We start from the raw sequence: 14,518 nt of genomic DNA on the forward strand, positions 1-14,518 counted from the left end.
TCTTAAGTGAACGGCATTAGAGCCTTGGGCTCCTTTTTTGTTTCTGAATCACCATTTGTTGCTGCGATCGAGCATTAACGTATTAGAGCATTAGAGCAATAGCTTGAATTAGCGAGCGACTACGCCACCGAGCTCTAGATTGGTTGGCCATGTGGTTACAGTGTTACCGCCCAGATAGATGTTGCCTTTGACTGTCATGGTCTCGGGGAATGTTGTAATCCCAGAACCGCCTATATAAAGGTCGCCGTCAATCACGATCCCGTTGGGTAACTCGGTTAAAGGAGTGCGGATCACGCTCAGATCGCCTTTTACTCTAAAGCCATTCGGTAGCCTTTCCAGTGGAGTGTCGGTGAGGTTGATAAAGCCGCCCACTCTTACACCTCTTGGCCAGCTGGTGATTTGGCTACCAATCAAGTTGACGTAACCTTTTATCTTAACCCCGCTCGGGACTCGAGCGAGTTGGCTGTTAGAGCCTTTAAGGCTGCCGTTCACTTCTAACCCTTTGGGTAGGCGTGTTATCGCAGTATTCTCTATATTGAGATTACCATCTACCACCAAGCCAGTTGGAAGTGATGTATAAGGCTTATTTCGTAGATATAAGTTTCCGTAATTATCGAGATGGTTCAATATTTGATAGTGATCGAGTGGTTCAGCACTGACATTTGTTATGGTTAAGGAACCAATAATAAGTGCAATTATTCTGAGCATAACAGGCTTCTTATTACGATAGACGCTTACACTATAATGGAAAAATTAATCTCGCATAGTGTTTTACCCATTTGGCGGTAGATTAACGAGGAATGGAGCAAAGATGATAGGTAAATTAATGATTAGAGTAAATATACGAATTATTAAGGTCTTTCTGATAGCCGCTTCAGTGTTTGGCTCAATGTCTGCGAGTGCCAACAAAGTAATTTCAACGCCCGGTAAAGCTGCGGTGGTGGTGACACAAGGCGGCCAACAGCAACGAGTTTGTTATTACGATGACAAGGCTTATAGCATTGGGGCAGTGTTAGAGGTGGGGGGCGTAGTGATTCAGTGCGCTGCAGAAAACGATTTTGAGCAAAATGGGTCACTGGCTTGGGTTCAATTAAAAAAAGACGAGTAATTCACTCGTCTTTTAATAAGCATATAAATGCTTATATTAACGCGCTAGAGAGCGAGTCTTAAGTTCAAAAATAATCTTCTCGGCGCTAACTTCAAATTTAAAGCGAGCGTGCAACTCTGTGCTTTCTTCAGTCATCTCTGATGCTTCGAACTCAACGTTGCTAGACACTTGTTTAGCAAGTTCAACATACTTAGCAAACTCAGCTTCAATCAGTGCTTTTGAGTTTCCGTAAACCGTTACTTCAGCAACATCGTCGCCTTCTTTAATGATGAACCCGATTTCGCCTGCACAGCCGCAAGCCTCACATACATCGTTGTTACCAATATCTTGGCTCATAAATAATCCTCTTACAAAGTCTGAGGTTATTCTAACGAGCAATTTGAACTGTATCTACAAAAATTAAAACCTTTGAACTAATTTATACTGGTATGCTATGTTGTTTGTTAAGGTGTTTGATGAATATCTATATTCGCGCCGCCAAATATGTATGTGATTTACCTCACGTTTTGTTGAAGAGGAATGTTATTAATATGTCAGAATATCATTCACTTAGTTGCGCCAGAAATGATTTTATAAGACTATCTATCGCTTGATAGGTATTTATACAATGAATTTTTCGTTGGGTATTTCATATTCTAAGTAGTTATTTAAACTTATCGACTTAGGATTGTAAGGTGATTTTCGAAGAATAATTAGACAAAGTGTCCAAAGAGGCATCACTGTAAAATTGTTCGTACATAGTATTTGTGTGAATTTAGTTATAAATACTTGCGAAAAAATACCTTGCTCACATAATGCTGATAACGATTTTCATTCTGACTTCATTTGATTGAGTTAGATGGATTTACAAAGAGAAGAGCCTGAATATGCCAAAGCGTAGTAAAGAAGATACAGAAATCACGATCCAGAAAATCATGGATGCCGTTGTAGACCAGCTACTAAGATTGGGTTACGACAAGATGTCATACACGACGTTGAGTCAACAAACGGGTGTTTCTCGTACAGGTATAAGTCATCACTTTCCAAAGAAAACGGATTTTACTGCTGCTCTAGACGGTCGTATTTTCAAGATGTTCGTGGAACACATTGACTTCGAAAATGGCCTTGACGCATTTTCAGCTAGCTGGGTTGCAGCACTTGAAGACGCTGAGTTCCTAGCAATCTTACGTTTACTTTTCCATCATATCGTTACTGCTGAGAGCGCGCATGAGTTCGCTGCAAACGGTATTGATCGTCTATACAAGCTGACTGAAACTCAGTTTGGCGATACTAGCGGTAAAGAACTAGAGTGGTTGATTGGTAAATCATTGATTCGTATGAGCCAATAATCAGCACTCAATAAAAGAAGCTCCTGCGGGGGCTTTTTTTGTGCCTGCCGTTTCACTTCTTGTGCGTTTTTCTCTCAACCCCACACCGATGTTGCTGTTTGCTGAATGATGTTATTTCTTTTCTTTTTATATGCTTACGCCCGCGGCTTGTTTTTCTCTTCAGTGTTAAAAGCTAAGTAACCCTAACAAGTAGAGTTCATTTCTAGAGCCTCAAATGCTCAAGGTGAGTCGTTTTGGTGCTTGCTGTTGTGGTTGTTAATAAAATTGAGTTTAAGCCGAGAGAGTGGCTGTGAGCCAATAAAAAGCCCCGAACAAATCGAGGCTTAGGATTACGTCATTGTTATCAAGAACGAATACTCAAAACGAGTCGCTCCTTAATCGGACTTATTGTGCGGGGTGAACCTGAGGGAAGCTCATGGTTGGGTGTTTTTCTACGATACTTTTGTAACCATACACATCTTCTATCATCGAAGGTTTCAGTGCATCCCAAGGCTTGCCATCACACACCAAATTGCCATCTTTCAATACCACCAATCGATCGGAATACTGCGCGGCTAAGTTGAGATCATGCAAAACCACGATAACCGCGGCATTGTGGTTATCGGCTAATTCTCTCGCAATCTTTAAGGTGTTGTGCTGGTGGGCAAGATCCAGTGCAGAGGTTGGTTCATCAAGCATCAAAATACATTGGTCACCAGAGTGGTGAAGCTGAGTTAATACTCGAGCCAAGTGCACTCGCTGCTTTTCACCGCCTGATAGTGAAGGGTAAAGCCTTTCACTCAGGTGAGTCACATCAGCAACATCCATTTTTTGGCTAGCAATGCTAGTTAGTTTTTTGTTGGATTCTTGCAGAGGAATCCCACCAAGCTCGACAACTTCATGTGCCAAGAATGGGAAGGTCAAGGTGCTGTGTTGAGGAAGCATAGCAAGGTGCTTAGCTAACTTGTGAGAAGGCCACTTGTCTTTGCTGTGTCCAAAGTATTGAATATCGCCGTTGCTTGATATCTCTTGGCATAAAGCTTTAAGCAGCGTGCTTTTACCTGCGCCATTTGGCCCAAGCAGTGTGGTTACCTTTCCCGCTTCAATCTCAATAGAAACGCCATCTAATATCACTTTACTGCCGAACTTCACTTCGATATCGGTCGCTTTTAAAGCTGAAGGAAACATTAAAGGATTCTCCCTTTCTGTTGAAATAGTAGATATAAGAAGAATGGGGCGCCGATAATCGCAGTGACAATACCAACAGGAAGTTCAGCCGGAGCAAGTACCACACGTGAGAACATGTCTGCGGCGGTTAGCAGCAGTGCGCCTAGTACCGCTGATAGTGGCAACAGAACTCGGTGGTCAGGGCCTGCCAACATGCGACCTAAATGTGGGATAACCAATCCAATAAAACCAATCATGCCAGACAGGCTAACTGTGATACCAACGCCCGCAGCCGTCAGTAGAATCAGCTTTCGTTTCAGCTTTTGAACTGGGATACCAAGGTGTTGCGCTTCTGACTCGCCCAGTAATAGAGCATTTAGAGACATCGCTTGGCGGTAGAAAACAACAAACAAGCCAACGAGCGTGACAGCTGCCAGCAAAATTCCTGACCACTTAGCGCCCGCCAATGAACCCATCGACCACAATGAAAGATCGCGCAGCATTTGGTCATCAGCAATGAAATTCAAGAAGCCAATACCTGCGCCAGAGAGCGCACTGATCGCCACACCCGCCAACAACATGATGGTGACAGAGGTGCCGAATTTACCTGTACCCAGCTTATACACCAGCAGCGTGGTTAAAGCGCCGCCAAGAAAAGCGAACACAGGAACCGCAGCAAAGTTCATGAAAGCAGGGTATCGAAGCGATAGCTCAGAGAACAAAACGATAGCCAGTGCAGCACCTAATGCTGCGCCCGCAGACACACCTATGATGCCAGGTTCTGCAAGTGGGTTTCGAAACAAACCCTGCATCACTGCACCACACAAGGCGAGGATCGCACCAATCAGCATGCACAAGATGGTTCTAGGTAAGCGGATCTCTTGAATCACTAAGTTGATGTGAGGTGCTAAGTCATTGTTTGGTTTAATTAAGCTTGTGGCGCTGTCCGCTAAGCTAATGTTCATTGGCCCAACAGTGATCGAGTACAGCGCGACAAAAGCTAGGGTTGCACCTAGAGCTAACATCGACGTTTTCAGTGGGACGGAGCGTAACAACATAAAGGGCCTCAATATCTATCGCTAACTTCGACCTCCTTCAACAACAGCGTGAGTCAGTTGGTGAGGGAAGCGAATTAGCGATAGCAGAAATAGGGTGGTTGAGTTATAGCGGGTAGATAAGTGCGTTTAGACGCTTTGCTTCAGAGAGGCTTTCTAGGCCAAGCCCGCCAACCAAAGCACTGCCATTTACGGTAATGATTTGCTTGTTCATACCTGCAGGCGTTGCCGCTAACATAGGTAGCGATTTCAGGATGGCATCAGCACCGCCCATTTTTTGGTAGCTACGACCACTGACTAAAATCACATCTGGCTGCATTTCTACCAGTGATTCCATCGACAGTGGCTTGTAAGACGTTAGGCTTTGAGCTGCAGGGTTGATACCGCCAGCTAACTCGATGATTGCGTTTGGCGAAGTTTCACCGCCAGCAACGTTCGCAGGGCGACCTTCGTGCAGCAACAGGAAAAGTACTTTCTTCGCTTCGTTACTTGGTACCTGGTTCGCTTTCAGTGCTGCAATCTTCTGATTTACTTCAGCTTTAACTTGCTGCGAGTGCGCTTCGGTATGGGTAATCTTGGCGATTTGGTCAATACGCTTTAACAGCCCTTCCACGTTTGCTTCGGTGTTGACGATCTCTACATCGACGCCTGCCGATTTTAATTGAGAAATCGCGTTGTCTGGTCCCATTTCATCTGAGCCAATCAACGTGGTCGGTTCTAGGGCAAGTAAGCCTTCCGCAGACAGGTTTCGGTGATAACCAATCTTTGGCAGGTTTTCTCCTTGAGGGAAGTGGCTGGTCACATCAATCGCGACTAACTGCTCTTCGGCACCTAATGCCAAAACCAATTCAGTAACGGCACTACCAGCACTGATGATTCGAGGTTGTTCAGCGTCGTTGGCCATTGCGGGTGCGCTAAGTGCCAGGCTGATTGCAGCTAATGAAAGAAGAGGTGTCTTGGTCTTTAATTTATTGAGCACGTTTAAGTTGTTCATAATAAGTTCTTTATATTTTCTTTTTGTATCGCGAAGATACTCAGTGAGCAGTCCGTTCGCATTGTGAGTTCGAATCGATAGAGAGGCTTAGTCTGCTTGTTTAGTTTTATCAACCAGAAGCCAAACCTCGTGAAAATTGAGTGTCGCTCTAGCCATCGTCCGTGAGCAATTGAGTCGCTGGTATTCCGTTTTCTTGAAGGAATGAAAGCAACTTCACTAGGTTCTCCACGTTAGCGGCTTTATCTGCGCCAATGATGATCGGTTTTTTATCCGTTGAACCAGTCTCTTCTAACAGCGCAATCTTGAAGTTTTCCCAGTCGATGTATTCTTGGCCGTTAATTGCCCAGTAGGGTTCGCGGTCTAAAATATTGACGCTAATTGAATCCTTGTGGACTTCAGAAGCGTTTTTAACATCCGAGCTTGGCAGCTCAACTTCTAGCGATTCCAGCTTTACCGATGCCGTAAGCAATAGAAAAACCATCACGATAAAAATGATGTCGAGCAGCGGTGTTAAGTCCGGCGCTAGGCTCTGTGTGTGAGATGAGTGGGGCGTTTTAATCATGCTTGGCTCACATCACCGATAGAGGTTTTGTTGACAGGCTTACCTTGAGTATCATCTGACTGATTGGTTTGAATCGACATGCCTTCTAACCACACATTCACATAGTTCAATGTATGCTCCAATTGAGCTAGCACTCGATCGGCCCATAGCCCGAGTAGCTGAGCACCAGAAATAGCTGGAAGCGCAATCATTAAACCTGCTGCTGTGGTTCGCATTGCTAATCCAAGACCATCTGCCAAATCATTAGGCGTGATGCTGCCTGTTGTCGCGGCAACGCCTTTAAACATCTCAATAAGACCAAGTACCGTACCAAGCAAGCCGATGAGTGGGCTGATCACGCCGATCAAACCAAGCAGTCTTAAACCGGCATGAAGCTGGTGGCGTTTTTCTTGTAGCCAGATTCCAGCAGCATCTTCACGTAGCCCTTTTGAGAAAGAGTGGTGAGCAAGCAACATTGACACGCCCTTGTACAGTAGCGGGCGTTTACCTGAAATCGACTGAGCAAGCGCTTCAATCTCTTTACTGTTGGTTGGTGAAATTTGGTTAAGCTCACGACGAATAGCACGTTTGCCCACACCAATGCTGAACATGACTTGGAAGACACGTTCAGCGATGATCATTGCTGTTAATGCTGAGCAGATAAGAAGAGGCCAAGTCATTAAGCCAAGTTGATCTTGTAAGTAACTGATTTGTTGCATGATTAATCCAACCTAAAACGAACAGGTATTTGTACTCGGTGAGCAATCGCTCGACCATTGACAGTGTGAGGTGAGAATTTCCATTGTTTAATGGCATCTAATGCGGCGTTATCGAGCATTAGCGCGCCTGATGAATTTACTAATGCTTGTTTAATTTGTTTGCCTTCAGCGTCTAGCCAGATCTCATAAGTCGCGACACCTTCAACGCCACGACGTCTTGCTTGGCGAGGGTAATTCGGTGGGGTAGGACGCGCAGAGAACGAAGGCTTAGTGACTAAAACCGGCTCTTGGTTTGATACGCCTTGGTTTACTTCCTGAGACTGGTTGGCAGATTCGTCCATATTCTTATCGACTTTCTTGTCGGCCAGTTTCTCTGGTTGAGTGGCTGGCTCTGGGCGTTCTTTCTTCACCACCTTTTTCTCAGTCACTGGTTTCTTTTGAACAGGCTTTTTCTCGACAACCTTCTTTTCAATCACTTTTTTCTCAACTTTCTTTGGTTGAGGTTTATTGGTGATCGCTTTTTTCTTTGGGGTTGGCTTAGTTTGCTTTGGCTCAACCGTTTTTGGTTCGGCTTGTGAGACGGTTTCTTTTATTGGCTCAGGTTTAACTGGCTCTGTGATTGTTTTTTGCTGAGCTTGTGAAGGAACGCTCTTAGGAGTGAAGTTGATCGATACCGTGTTCGATTGGCTACCTGCAGGCATCGCAAATACTTTGGATTCTTGAGCGACAAACAACAACGCGGCATGAATCACTAACGATGCACCGCCTGCAATAACATATCTAGGAACGTTCACAATCAATCCTTTACCAAATCAAAATTCTGTATCGGATTATTGCTTAGAATCTAAATAAGATCAATTATCAATTGCATTATCATTTGCGTGTATTTATGATTCTCTCAGTTTTTAGCGAATAGTCTTCCAGACTTTGCTATGTAAGTGTTTAGAGAGATTATATGAGTCTTAATATTTATAAATTTGACGAATCAATCTTGGGCGTTTCTAGCCCTGATCCGCTTCGTTTTGCGTTTGCGAAAAAGCATTCTGCACACGCCGGAGGAAGTTCAATTCCGGTCGACCCCAGTAAGAAGTTAGAACTCTTTGACGAACTGATGCTGAGTGAAGGGAAAAAACAGGATACGCGTTGCTTGTATATCCACATTCCTTTCTGTCGTGTGCGTTGTACGTTCTGCAATTTCTTCCAAAATGCCGCAAGCCGTAAATTAGTGGATGAGTATTTCGATGCACTGATGGTCGAGCTAAAGCAGAAAGCCAAAACACCTTGGGCTCAGTCTGGACTATTTCACGCCGTCTATATTGGTGGCGGAACTCCCACCGATTTGTCGTCTCAACAAGTTGAGCAGCTGGGTAAAGCGATTCGTCAATATTTCCCACTAGCAAACGATGTTGAGATGACATTGGAAGGGCGCATCAATCGATTTGGTGACGAGATGTTTGATCGTGCGCTTGAAGGTGGCTTCAATCGTTTCTCGTTCGGTATTCAAAGTTTCAATACTCAGGTTCGACGTAGTGCTAAGCGCCTAGATGACCGAGAGGTTGTGCTAGAACGTATCAGTTCACTAAGCCGCACCGAGCAAGCGCCAATCGTTCTTGATCTGTTATACGGATTACCACACCAATCTATGGAAGTGTTCCAACAAGATTTAGAAGACTACATGTCTACTGGCGCACACGGCATTGACCTCTACCAACTGATTGTTGCGGGCAATGCACCTATGCTTAATCTTGTTGAGAAAGGAAAAATCCCACCGCCTGCGAATACGCCAGATAAGGCGAGCATGTATTTGGCGGGTGTGGAGTTCATGGCAAAAAATAAGGTCAAGCAACTGAGCGTAAACCACTGGACTCGTGATAACCGCGAACGCAGCATTTACAACAGCTTAGCGAAAAATTATGCCGAAGTTCTACCCATTGGTTGTGGCGCTGGTGGCAACATCGGCGGTCATGGTGTGATGCAGCATCGAACTTTAGACAGCTACATGGAGTCTATAAAGCAAGGTCAATTACCTATTGCCATGATGACTAAGCAAAGCTCATTAGAGCCTATCTTCTCAACATTAAAGGCAGGTTTCGATTCTGGTGTTGTTAGAAGAAGTACGCTACCGAGATTTATGGGGCAAGATACGTTCGACTACCTCAAGCCTTTGTTCGCGCATTGGGAAAAGAACGGTTTAGTTGAGCTTTCGGAAGATTATCTGAGCCTGACTATTGCTGGCAGCTTTTGGGCGGTAAGCCTAGCGCAGAGTGTGATTCAAGTGCTTAACGCTGAATACCAAGCTATGCACCCAGCGCCTAAAGCGTCAGGTTCGGGCGTACACCCGCATGCAAGTTTGAAGCACGCTTAATATCGAATTTTTAGTTTATAACTTACTCGTTTATACGGAACATATTCAATGACAGATACAACATTAGAAATGACAGAAACTCTAGAACAACGCGTAGCTCTAATTTTAGAAGAAGAGCCAAAACTACTGCCAACAGCAATTGCTGAGAAGCTAGGTGTTTCAGAGGTTGAAGTGGTTGCTGCTTTTCCAAACGACATGGCGGTAATGCTAGATGGCAGCCGTGCTCAAGAGATTCTAGAAGGTTTAGTGGGTTGGGGCCCTGTGACCACTATCGTGCATTCATTTGGTTCTATCTTTGAAGTTAAAGCGCCATTCCCGAAAGGTAAGGTAGCGCGTGGTTACTACAACCTAATGGGCAAAGAGGGCGAGCTTCATGGTCACCTTAAACTTGATAACGTTAAACATATCGGTTTGGTGAGCAAGGCGTTCATGGGTCGTGAAAGTCATTACTTCGGCTTCTTCAGTGAAACCGGTGAGAACATTTTTAAGATTTACCTAGGCCGCAACGAAAAGCGTGAGCTTATTGCCGACCAAGTAGAACGCTTCAAAGCGCTAAAAGAACAAGCTTAAGTTCAATTTACAGTAAATAATCAGCAGCAATCTTACATAGGGTTGCCAACTGGCTTAAACAAGACATCAATGCTCGAGGATCGTTTAGTTCGCTAATGATCGCTCAACCTTGGGCAAAAATAATAAATCAGAGAAAGTGAAGAAAGGAATTACCCATGGAACAGCAAGTAAAACAAGAACGTCTACAAGGTCGCCTAGGTCCAGAAATTAAAGAGTTTCGCCAAGAGCGCCGTACCCTTCAACTTGCAACGGTTGATGAAGAAGGTCGCCCGAACGTAAGTTACGCACCTTTCGTTCAGAACCAAGAAGGTTACTTTGTTCTAATTTCTGATATTGCTCGTCATGCTCGTAACTTGAAAGCGAACCCTCAGGTATCTTTGATGATGATTGAAGACGAAGAGAGCTCGAAGCAGCTTTACGCACGTAAGCGTTTAACGTTTGATGCTCAAGCAAGTGTTGTGGAGCGTGAAACGGAACTTTGGACTCAAGTGATTGGCCAGATGCAAGAGCGTTTTGGTGAAATCATTGATGGTTTGAGCCAACTTCAAGACTTCTCTCTGTTTAACCTTAAAGCTGAGAACGGCCTGTTCGTTAAAGGCTTTGGTCAAGCATACCAAGTGTCAGGCGACGATCTGGTGGACTTCGTTCACCTACAAGAAGGCCACAAAAAAGTATCTAACGAGTAATCTCGTTTAACCGATTTCTTCAGGAGCCCTCCAATGTGAGGGCTTTTTTATGTCTAAATCAAAGAGTTTGGTATATTGACGTTTGATGACTATTTATGTGTAAGGATCGGTACGTGAAACCAGTAAGTCGAGATTGGGACGAGTTTTGTTATCCGTTTATCTATGAAGACAGTCCTATCTGTGATTTTGAGATTTTGTCGGATGAACTTTGTTGCCGAGTTGGATTGGTGTTGTCTTTAGAGCTAGAGCCTCAGGTTCGTGAGATCCTGCAACGCTTGCAGCCAAACATCTACCATTTGAATGGCTCTGTGCGCGGTAAGCTTGCCATCACCGAGTCTGAATTGGTCGAGCTCAAGCAAGATTATCATCGTATCCGTGAGCAGTTAGAAGGGGGGGGTAAAGGCTTTGTCTTACCCGGTGGACACCGAGTGTCTAGTGAACTTCACTTGTGTCGTTGTCAGGCTAAGAAAGTTGTGCGAGCTTTGGTGAGTATTGAACATCATGAAAGCAAAAAGTCGCCAGACCCGATTCTTTTTAAATACGCCAACCTAGTCGCGAACACTCTCTATGCATTGGCCTCTTTTACCAATCATGTGAATGAAGTCGAGGAAGTGGAATTTGTGAGTAAGAGCTACTCTATGCCGAAAAAGTCTATGCCAGAAAACAAAGACTAACGGTTAGCTCTATTCTTATTAAGATTTGAAGAAAGAAGAGACTAAGAAGCTAAACCATTGAGCACTATGCCAGGTTTAGCTTCTATAACAGAGCCTAAGCAGCCGTAGAGGCGCCGTTTAAGACTTTTGCGCCGCGTAGCATAGCTTCGATTAATTCACCCGCGTTGAACTTCTCAAGCGCTTCATGCGCCCCCACCTGATTAGCACGGTCGACACAGATCTCACTGGACAGTGAGGTATGCAAAATACAGTAAGCGTGACTTAAAGCGCTGTCGTTTTGCACTTCAAATGCAAGCTCATAACCATCTAATCCCGGCATCTCGATATCACTCACCAGAAGATCAATGGCATTGCCAGCGCTGGCTTGGCGTCGCATTAGGTCGATGGCATCTAAGCCGTTGTTACATATGCTGTAAGGGATGTTGATGCTGTCTAAGGCATCAGATAACTGTTTACGTGCAATCAAAGAGTCATCCACTAATAAGATGTTCAATGCTTTGAGGCGTTCCCTTTCTACATCGGTCAGCATCGGGATATGAGCATTCTCATAAGCTGGGTAGATCTTAGAAAGCAGCAGTTCCACATCGAGCATTTGCACAATACGGTCTTCAAAACGTGTAATACCCGTTACAAACACATTGCGACCCACACTGGTGGGTGGAGATTCAATGCTCTTCCAGTCGCATTCAATGATTTTATCAATTGAACGAACCAAGAACGCCACAACTGTTCTCAAACAGTCAGTAACGATGAGTACACAATCTTGGTATTCAGCGGGTGTTATCGGACGGAAGCCAATCGCAGCGGACATATCAATCACAGGAACTGTAAGGTCGCGGATAGTCACTGTACCAATCACGTGATGATGGGAGTAGGGGATCTGAGTCATCGGCTGAAAAGGGACGATTTCTCTGACCTTAAGCGTGCCAATCGCAAAACTTTGAGTGAGGGACAACTTGAACATCAACATTCCCTGTGACTGACTCGCTTTACTGATCGGTTTGGCCATAAGTGGCTCCTACTTAATACGCGCTTAATTTATAAGGATTAATTTAAAGGGAAATGGAAGCCGCAGCAAGTCGCGATGCGGTTTTTAATGGCCTTTAAGGCAGTTGTTTTCGGTTATAGAGTGAAGAATAGCGGTTCTTGGGTTAAAATCACGCTAAACGCTGGCTGTCGATGAATTTATGTCGATAAGCCGTTAGCGGCAAACAGATTTACAACAGTCAGTTCATTCGCGATGTTCTAAGTAATCGTCGTAAGTAAACTGGCAGCAACAAACTGAGAATTATCATGGCAAGAACAGCAGCAGCGCTTCATATTTTGGTGAAGCATAAAGAACTAGCAGAAGACATCATGACGCAGCTTAAAAAGGGCGCTAAATTTCAAACGCTAGCGAAGAAACATTCAACCTGTCCATCTGGTAAAAAGGGCGGCGACCTAGGTGAGTTCAAAAAAGGTCAAATGGTGCCTCAGTTTGATAAGGTTTGTTTCTCTGGCGAGACGCTTGTACCACACCTTGTGAAAACAAAATTTGGCTGGCACGTCGTGAAGGTTCTTTACAGAACTTAGTTATAAATATGTGTTAGATTGAATAAAAGGAGCGTATATACGCTCCTTTTTTGTGACTTTTGTGAGCGTTTTAAAGCACTACGGTTGAGTGTTCATCCCAGACGTTATGCGATAATTGGTGCTACGCCCTCAACCATCCACCGTGAGTAATTGGTAGGAGGAGGAGGGTTTTTAATGAGTAACTCATATAATAAATGCCATTCTTGAGGAAATTTATTGCAGCTTTGCCTTTTTGCCTTTTAGCCTTTGCCTTTTCTAAAAAGCTGTAAACGAGTTTGGTAGGAGAACAACATGGAGAGTTCAGCTATGTTAAGCAAACCAGCGACAGATGTCATATTGCATGCCTTTGACTGGTGCTACGCTGACGTAATGAAGAACGCCCCACTGATCCAAGAGTTGGGTTATAAATCTGTTTTAGTATCACCGGCGATGAAATCGCTGCGCGGCCCTAAAGGTTGCGATCGAAATTCTGGTACTCAATGGTGGCAACGCTATCAGCCCCAAGACTATCGTGTGATCGATAATCAGTTGGGTGACACACAAGATTTTAAAGCGATGGTCGACACGTTAAAGCGACATGGGCTTCGTACTTATGTGGATGTGGTGTTTAACCACATGGCCAACGAATCGGGTATCCGCGGTGATCTAACGTATCCCAATCAGCAAGACATGGCGTCTTATCAAAAAGATGCTGACTATTATGAATCCATACGTTTGTTTGGTGACCTTTCTGAGCCTCTTTTTGATGAGAACGACTTCGTGGAAGCGTTTGGTATCAAGAACTGGAAAGACACGTGGGAAGTGCAAAACGGGCGTATTACCGGTGGCGCCAGCGATCCTGGCCTGCCAACGCTACTCGATAACGATAATGTGGTGGCACAACAAAGAGCCTACCTAAAAGCACTGAAAGAGATTGGTGTGAAAGGATTTCGCATTGATGCGGCAAAGCATATGACACTGGCACACCTACGCAAGGTGTGGACGGATGACATCTGCGAAGAAATGCACATCTTCGGTGAGATCATTACCGATGGCGGCGCGACAGAAGAAGAGTATGAGCTGTTCCTTGAGCCTTATCTTAAACACACTCGCTTAGGCGCTTACGATTTCCCGTTGTTCAACACCATCTTCAAAGCATTTGAAGAGCAGGGCAGCTTTAAGTCTTTGATTAACCCATACTGTTTTGGTCAGGCTCTGTCGAATATGCGAGCGATCACGTTTGCGGTCACTCATGATATTCCCAATAACGAGGTGTTTTTGGAGCATGTGATGGATGAAGTGGATGAGCGATTGGCTCATGCTTTCATTCTTGGTCGAGACGGCGGTGTGCCGCTTGTTTACAGTGAACTGAGCACCAGCGGTATTCTGGACAAGAGCGGTCAGCCTCGTTGGCTTAACGACTGGCAAGCGCCTTACATGAAAAGCATGATTCAATTCCATAACCATGTTCATGGCGAAGCGATGCGTGTGGTTGAAGCGAATGATGATTTGTTGGTGTTTGTCCGTGGCGATAAAGGCATTGTGGTGATCAACAAGTCGAAGCGAAGCAAAACAGCCTCATTAAATTGGACTGGTGCGGTAACCGATTTACTGTCGGATGATGTGTTTGAATGTGTTGGTAAGGATTTAACCATCAAGGTGGAATCGAACCAATGCATGATGTTAACGACGAATGAATTGAAGCCTGTCACGAGTTAACTTGGATAGACTAGAAAGAGAAGCCCCGCTTACTGGCAATCAGTAATCGGGGCTTTTTATTT

The 14,518-nt window shown here is 44.6% G+C and carries 17 protein-coding genes; 8 read left to right on the forward strand and 9 right to left on the reverse strand.

Annotated elements, in window-relative coordinates; translation table 11 throughout:
- Positions 1-108: 108 nt before the first annotated feature.
- Positions 109-708 carry a hypothetical protein gene (locus tag AB4384_RS13875; protein ID WP_372129686.1) on the reverse strand — a complete coding sequence of 200 codons (600 nt, stop codon included), beginning with the start codon at positions 706-708 and terminating at the stop codon, positions 109-111.
- Positions 709-811: 103 nt separating this feature from the next.
- Between AB4384_RS13875 and AB4384_RS13880 the strand changes: the two genes are divergently transcribed.
- The gene (locus AB4384_RS13880) at positions 812-1,108 is read left to right on the forward strand and encodes a YnjH family protein (RefSeq protein WP_017067955.1); all 297 of its coding nucleotides are present in this window, start codon (positions 812-814) and stop codon (positions 1,106-1,108) included.
- A 36-nt stretch (positions 1,109-1,144) separates the two neighbouring features.
- On the opposite strand, the gene AB4384_RS13885 is transcribed toward AB4384_RS13880, so the two are convergent.
- Positions 1,145-1,444: a YfcZ/YiiS family protein gene (locus tag AB4384_RS13885; protein WP_017062761.1), complete on the reverse strand. Its 300-nt coding sequence runs from the start codon at positions 1,442-1,444 to the stop codon at positions 1,145-1,147.
- A gap of 530 nt (positions 1,445-1,974) precedes the next feature.
- On the opposite strand from AB4384_RS13885, the gene AB4384_RS13890 reads away from it, so the two are divergent.
- On the forward strand, positions 1,975-2,436 hold the full coding sequence (locus AB4384_RS13890) for a TetR/AcrR family transcriptional regulator (protein ID WP_017062760.1): 462 nt from the start codon (positions 1,975-1,977) through the stop codon (positions 2,434-2,436).
- A 384-nt stretch (positions 2,437-2,820) separates the two neighbouring features.
- On the opposite strand, the gene AB4384_RS13895 is transcribed toward AB4384_RS13890, so the two are convergent.
- The 6 genes from AB4384_RS13895 to AB4384_RS13920 all read right to left on the reverse strand — a co-directional run bounded on the left by AB4384_RS13895 (position 2,821) and on the right by AB4384_RS13920 (position 7,685).
- Positions 2,821-3,603 (reverse strand): heme ABC transporter ATP-binding protein, encoded by a 783-nt coding sequence (locus AB4384_RS13895; RefSeq protein ID WP_050620596.1) that lies wholly within the window; start codon positions 3,601-3,603, stop codon positions 2,821-2,823.
- Positions 3,603-4,640, reverse strand: coding sequence for an iron ABC transporter permease (locus AB4384_RS13900; RefSeq protein ID WP_102321335.1), 1,038 nt, complete (start codon positions 4,638-4,640; stop codon positions 3,603-3,605). The genes AB4384_RS13895 and AB4384_RS13900 overlap by 1 nt, the downstream gene beginning before the upstream one ends.
- Positions 4,641-4,743: 103 nt before the next feature.
- A complete protein-coding gene (locus tag AB4384_RS13905) occupies positions 4,744-5,631 on the reverse strand; it encodes a hemin ABC transporter substrate-binding protein (protein ID WP_102321336.1) in 888 nt (295 codons plus the stop codon).
- A gap of 148 nt (positions 5,632-5,779) precedes the next feature.
- The gene (locus AB4384_RS13910) at positions 5,780-6,193 is read right to left on the reverse strand and encodes a biopolymer transporter ExbD (RefSeq protein ID WP_102321337.1); all 414 of its coding nucleotides are present in this window, start codon (positions 6,191-6,193) and stop codon (positions 5,780-5,782) included.
- On the reverse strand, positions 6,190-6,891 hold the full coding sequence (locus AB4384_RS13915) for a MotA/TolQ/ExbB proton channel family protein (protein WP_102321338.1): 702 nt from the start codon (positions 6,889-6,891) through the stop codon (positions 6,190-6,192). Before AB4384_RS13915 ends, AB4384_RS13910 begins: the two co-directional genes overlap by 4 nt.
- Before the next feature lie 2 nt (positions 6,892-6,893).
- Positions 6,894-7,685: an energy transducer TonB gene (locus AB4384_RS13920; protein ID WP_102321339.1), complete on the reverse strand. Its 792-nt coding sequence runs from the start codon at positions 7,683-7,685 to the stop codon at positions 6,894-6,896.
- A gap of 161 nt (positions 7,686-7,846) precedes the next feature.
- Between AB4384_RS13920 and hutW the strand changes: the two genes are divergently transcribed.
- From hutW to AB4384_RS13940, 4 genes are all read left to right on the forward strand, one after another.
- The gene (gene hutW, locus AB4384_RS13925; protein WP_102321340.1) at positions 7,847-9,256 is read left to right on the forward strand and encodes a heme anaerobic degradation radical SAM methyltransferase ChuW/HutW; all 1,410 of its coding nucleotides are present in this window, start codon (positions 7,847-7,849) and stop codon (positions 9,254-9,256) included.
- Positions 9,257-9,304: 48 nt separating this feature from the next.
- On the forward strand, positions 9,305-9,826 hold the full coding sequence (gene hutX, locus AB4384_RS13930) for a heme utilization cystosolic carrier protein HutX (protein WP_016784265.1): 522 nt from the start codon (positions 9,305-9,307) through the stop codon (positions 9,824-9,826).
- Between the two features lie 155 nt (positions 9,827-9,981).
- Positions 9,982-10,512: a heme utilization protein HutZ gene (gene hutZ, locus AB4384_RS13935; protein WP_004731858.1), complete on the forward strand. Its 531-nt coding sequence runs from the start codon at positions 9,982-9,984 to the stop codon at positions 10,510-10,512.
- A 113-nt stretch (positions 10,513-10,625) separates the two neighbouring features.
- On the forward strand, positions 10,626-11,186 hold the full coding sequence (locus AB4384_RS13940; protein ID WP_372129687.1) for an ATP:cob(I)alamin adenosyltransferase: 561 nt from the start codon (positions 10,626-10,628) through the stop codon (positions 11,184-11,186).
- A 94-nt stretch (positions 11,187-11,280) separates the two neighbouring features.
- Here the strand turns inward: AB4384_RS13940 and AB4384_RS13945 are convergent, their stop codons facing one another.
- Complete coding sequence (locus tag AB4384_RS13945; protein WP_017062751.1) at positions 11,281-12,195, reverse strand: chemotaxis protein; 915 nt, start codon at positions 12,193-12,195, stop codon at positions 11,281-11,283.
- 281 nt (positions 12,196-12,476) lie between these two features.
- Here AB4384_RS13945 and ppiC point away from each other — a divergent pair, with 281 nt between their 5' ends.
- Together ppiC and AB4384_RS13955 are read left to right on the forward strand one after the other, a co-directional pair.
- Positions 12,477-12,758, forward strand: coding sequence for a peptidylprolyl isomerase PpiC (ppiC, locus tag AB4384_RS13950; RefSeq protein WP_258185064.1), 282 nt, complete (start codon positions 12,477-12,479; stop codon positions 12,756-12,758).
- Between the two features lie 291 nt (positions 12,759-13,049).
- Positions 13,050-14,456, forward strand: coding sequence for an alpha-amylase family glycosyl hydrolase (locus tag AB4384_RS13955; RefSeq protein WP_017062749.1), 1,407 nt, complete (start codon positions 13,050-13,052; stop codon positions 14,454-14,456).
- Positions 14,457-14,518: the final 62 nt, after the last annotated feature.

Origin of the sequence: Vibrio sp. 10N.261.51.A4, from assembly GCF_041471945.1 — a bacterium.
Taxonomy (GTDB): domain Bacteria; phylum Pseudomonadota; class Gammaproteobacteria; order Enterobacterales; family Vibrionaceae; genus Vibrio; species Vibrio crassostreae_C.

Bases quoted from the DNA above. Each gene is read 5' to 3' on its own strand.
- AB4384_RS13885 (WP_017062761.1), bottom strand. From the start codon at position 1,444: ATGAGCCAAGATATTGGTAACAACGATGTATGTGAGGCTTGCGGCTGT.
- AB4384_RS13945 (WP_017062751.1), bottom strand. From the start codon at position 12,195: ATGGCCAAACCGATCAGTAAAGCGAGTCAGTCACAGGGAATGTTGATG.
- AB4384_RS13880 (WP_017067955.1), top strand. From the start codon at position 812: ATGATAGGTAAATTAATGATTAGAGTAAATATACGAATTATTAAGGTC.
- hutX (WP_016784265.1), top strand. From the start codon at position 9,305: ATGACAGATACAACATTAGAAATGACAGAAACTCTAGAACAACGCGTA.
- AB4384_RS13915 (WP_102321338.1), bottom strand. From the start codon at position 6,891: ATGCAACAAATCAGTTACTTACAAGATCAACTTGGCTTAATGACTTGG.
- AB4384_RS13895 (WP_050620596.1), bottom strand. From the start codon at position 3,603: ATGTTTCCTTCAGCTTTAAAAGCGACCGATATCGAAGTGAAGTTCGGC.
- AB4384_RS13890 (WP_017062760.1), top strand. From the start codon at position 1,975: ATGCCAAAGCGTAGTAAAGAAGATACAGAAATCACGATCCAGAAAATC.
- AB4384_RS13875 (WP_372129686.1), bottom strand. From the start codon at position 708: ATGCTCAGAATAATTGCACTTATTATTGGTTCCTTAACCATAACAAAT.
- AB4384_RS13910 (WP_102321337.1), bottom strand. From the start codon at position 6,193: ATGATTAAAACGCCCCACTCATCTCACACACAGAGCCTAGCGCCGGAC.
- AB4384_RS13955 (WP_017062749.1), top strand. From the start codon at position 13,050: ATGGAGAGTTCAGCTATGTTAAGCAAACCAGCGACAGATGTCATATTG.
- AB4384_RS13900 (WP_102321335.1), bottom strand. From the start codon at position 4,640: ATGTTGTTACGCTCCGTCCCACTGAAAACGTCGATGTTAGCTCTAGGT.
- hutW (WP_102321340.1), top strand. From the start codon at position 7,847: ATGAGTCTTAATATTTATAAATTTGACGAATCAATCTTGGGCGTTTCT.
- hutZ (WP_004731858.1), top strand. From the start codon at position 9,982: ATGGAACAGCAAGTAAAACAAGAACGTCTACAAGGTCGCCTAGGTCCA.
- AB4384_RS13905 (WP_102321336.1), bottom strand. From the start codon at position 5,631: ATGAACAACTTAAACGTGCTCAATAAATTAAAGACCAAGACACCTCTT.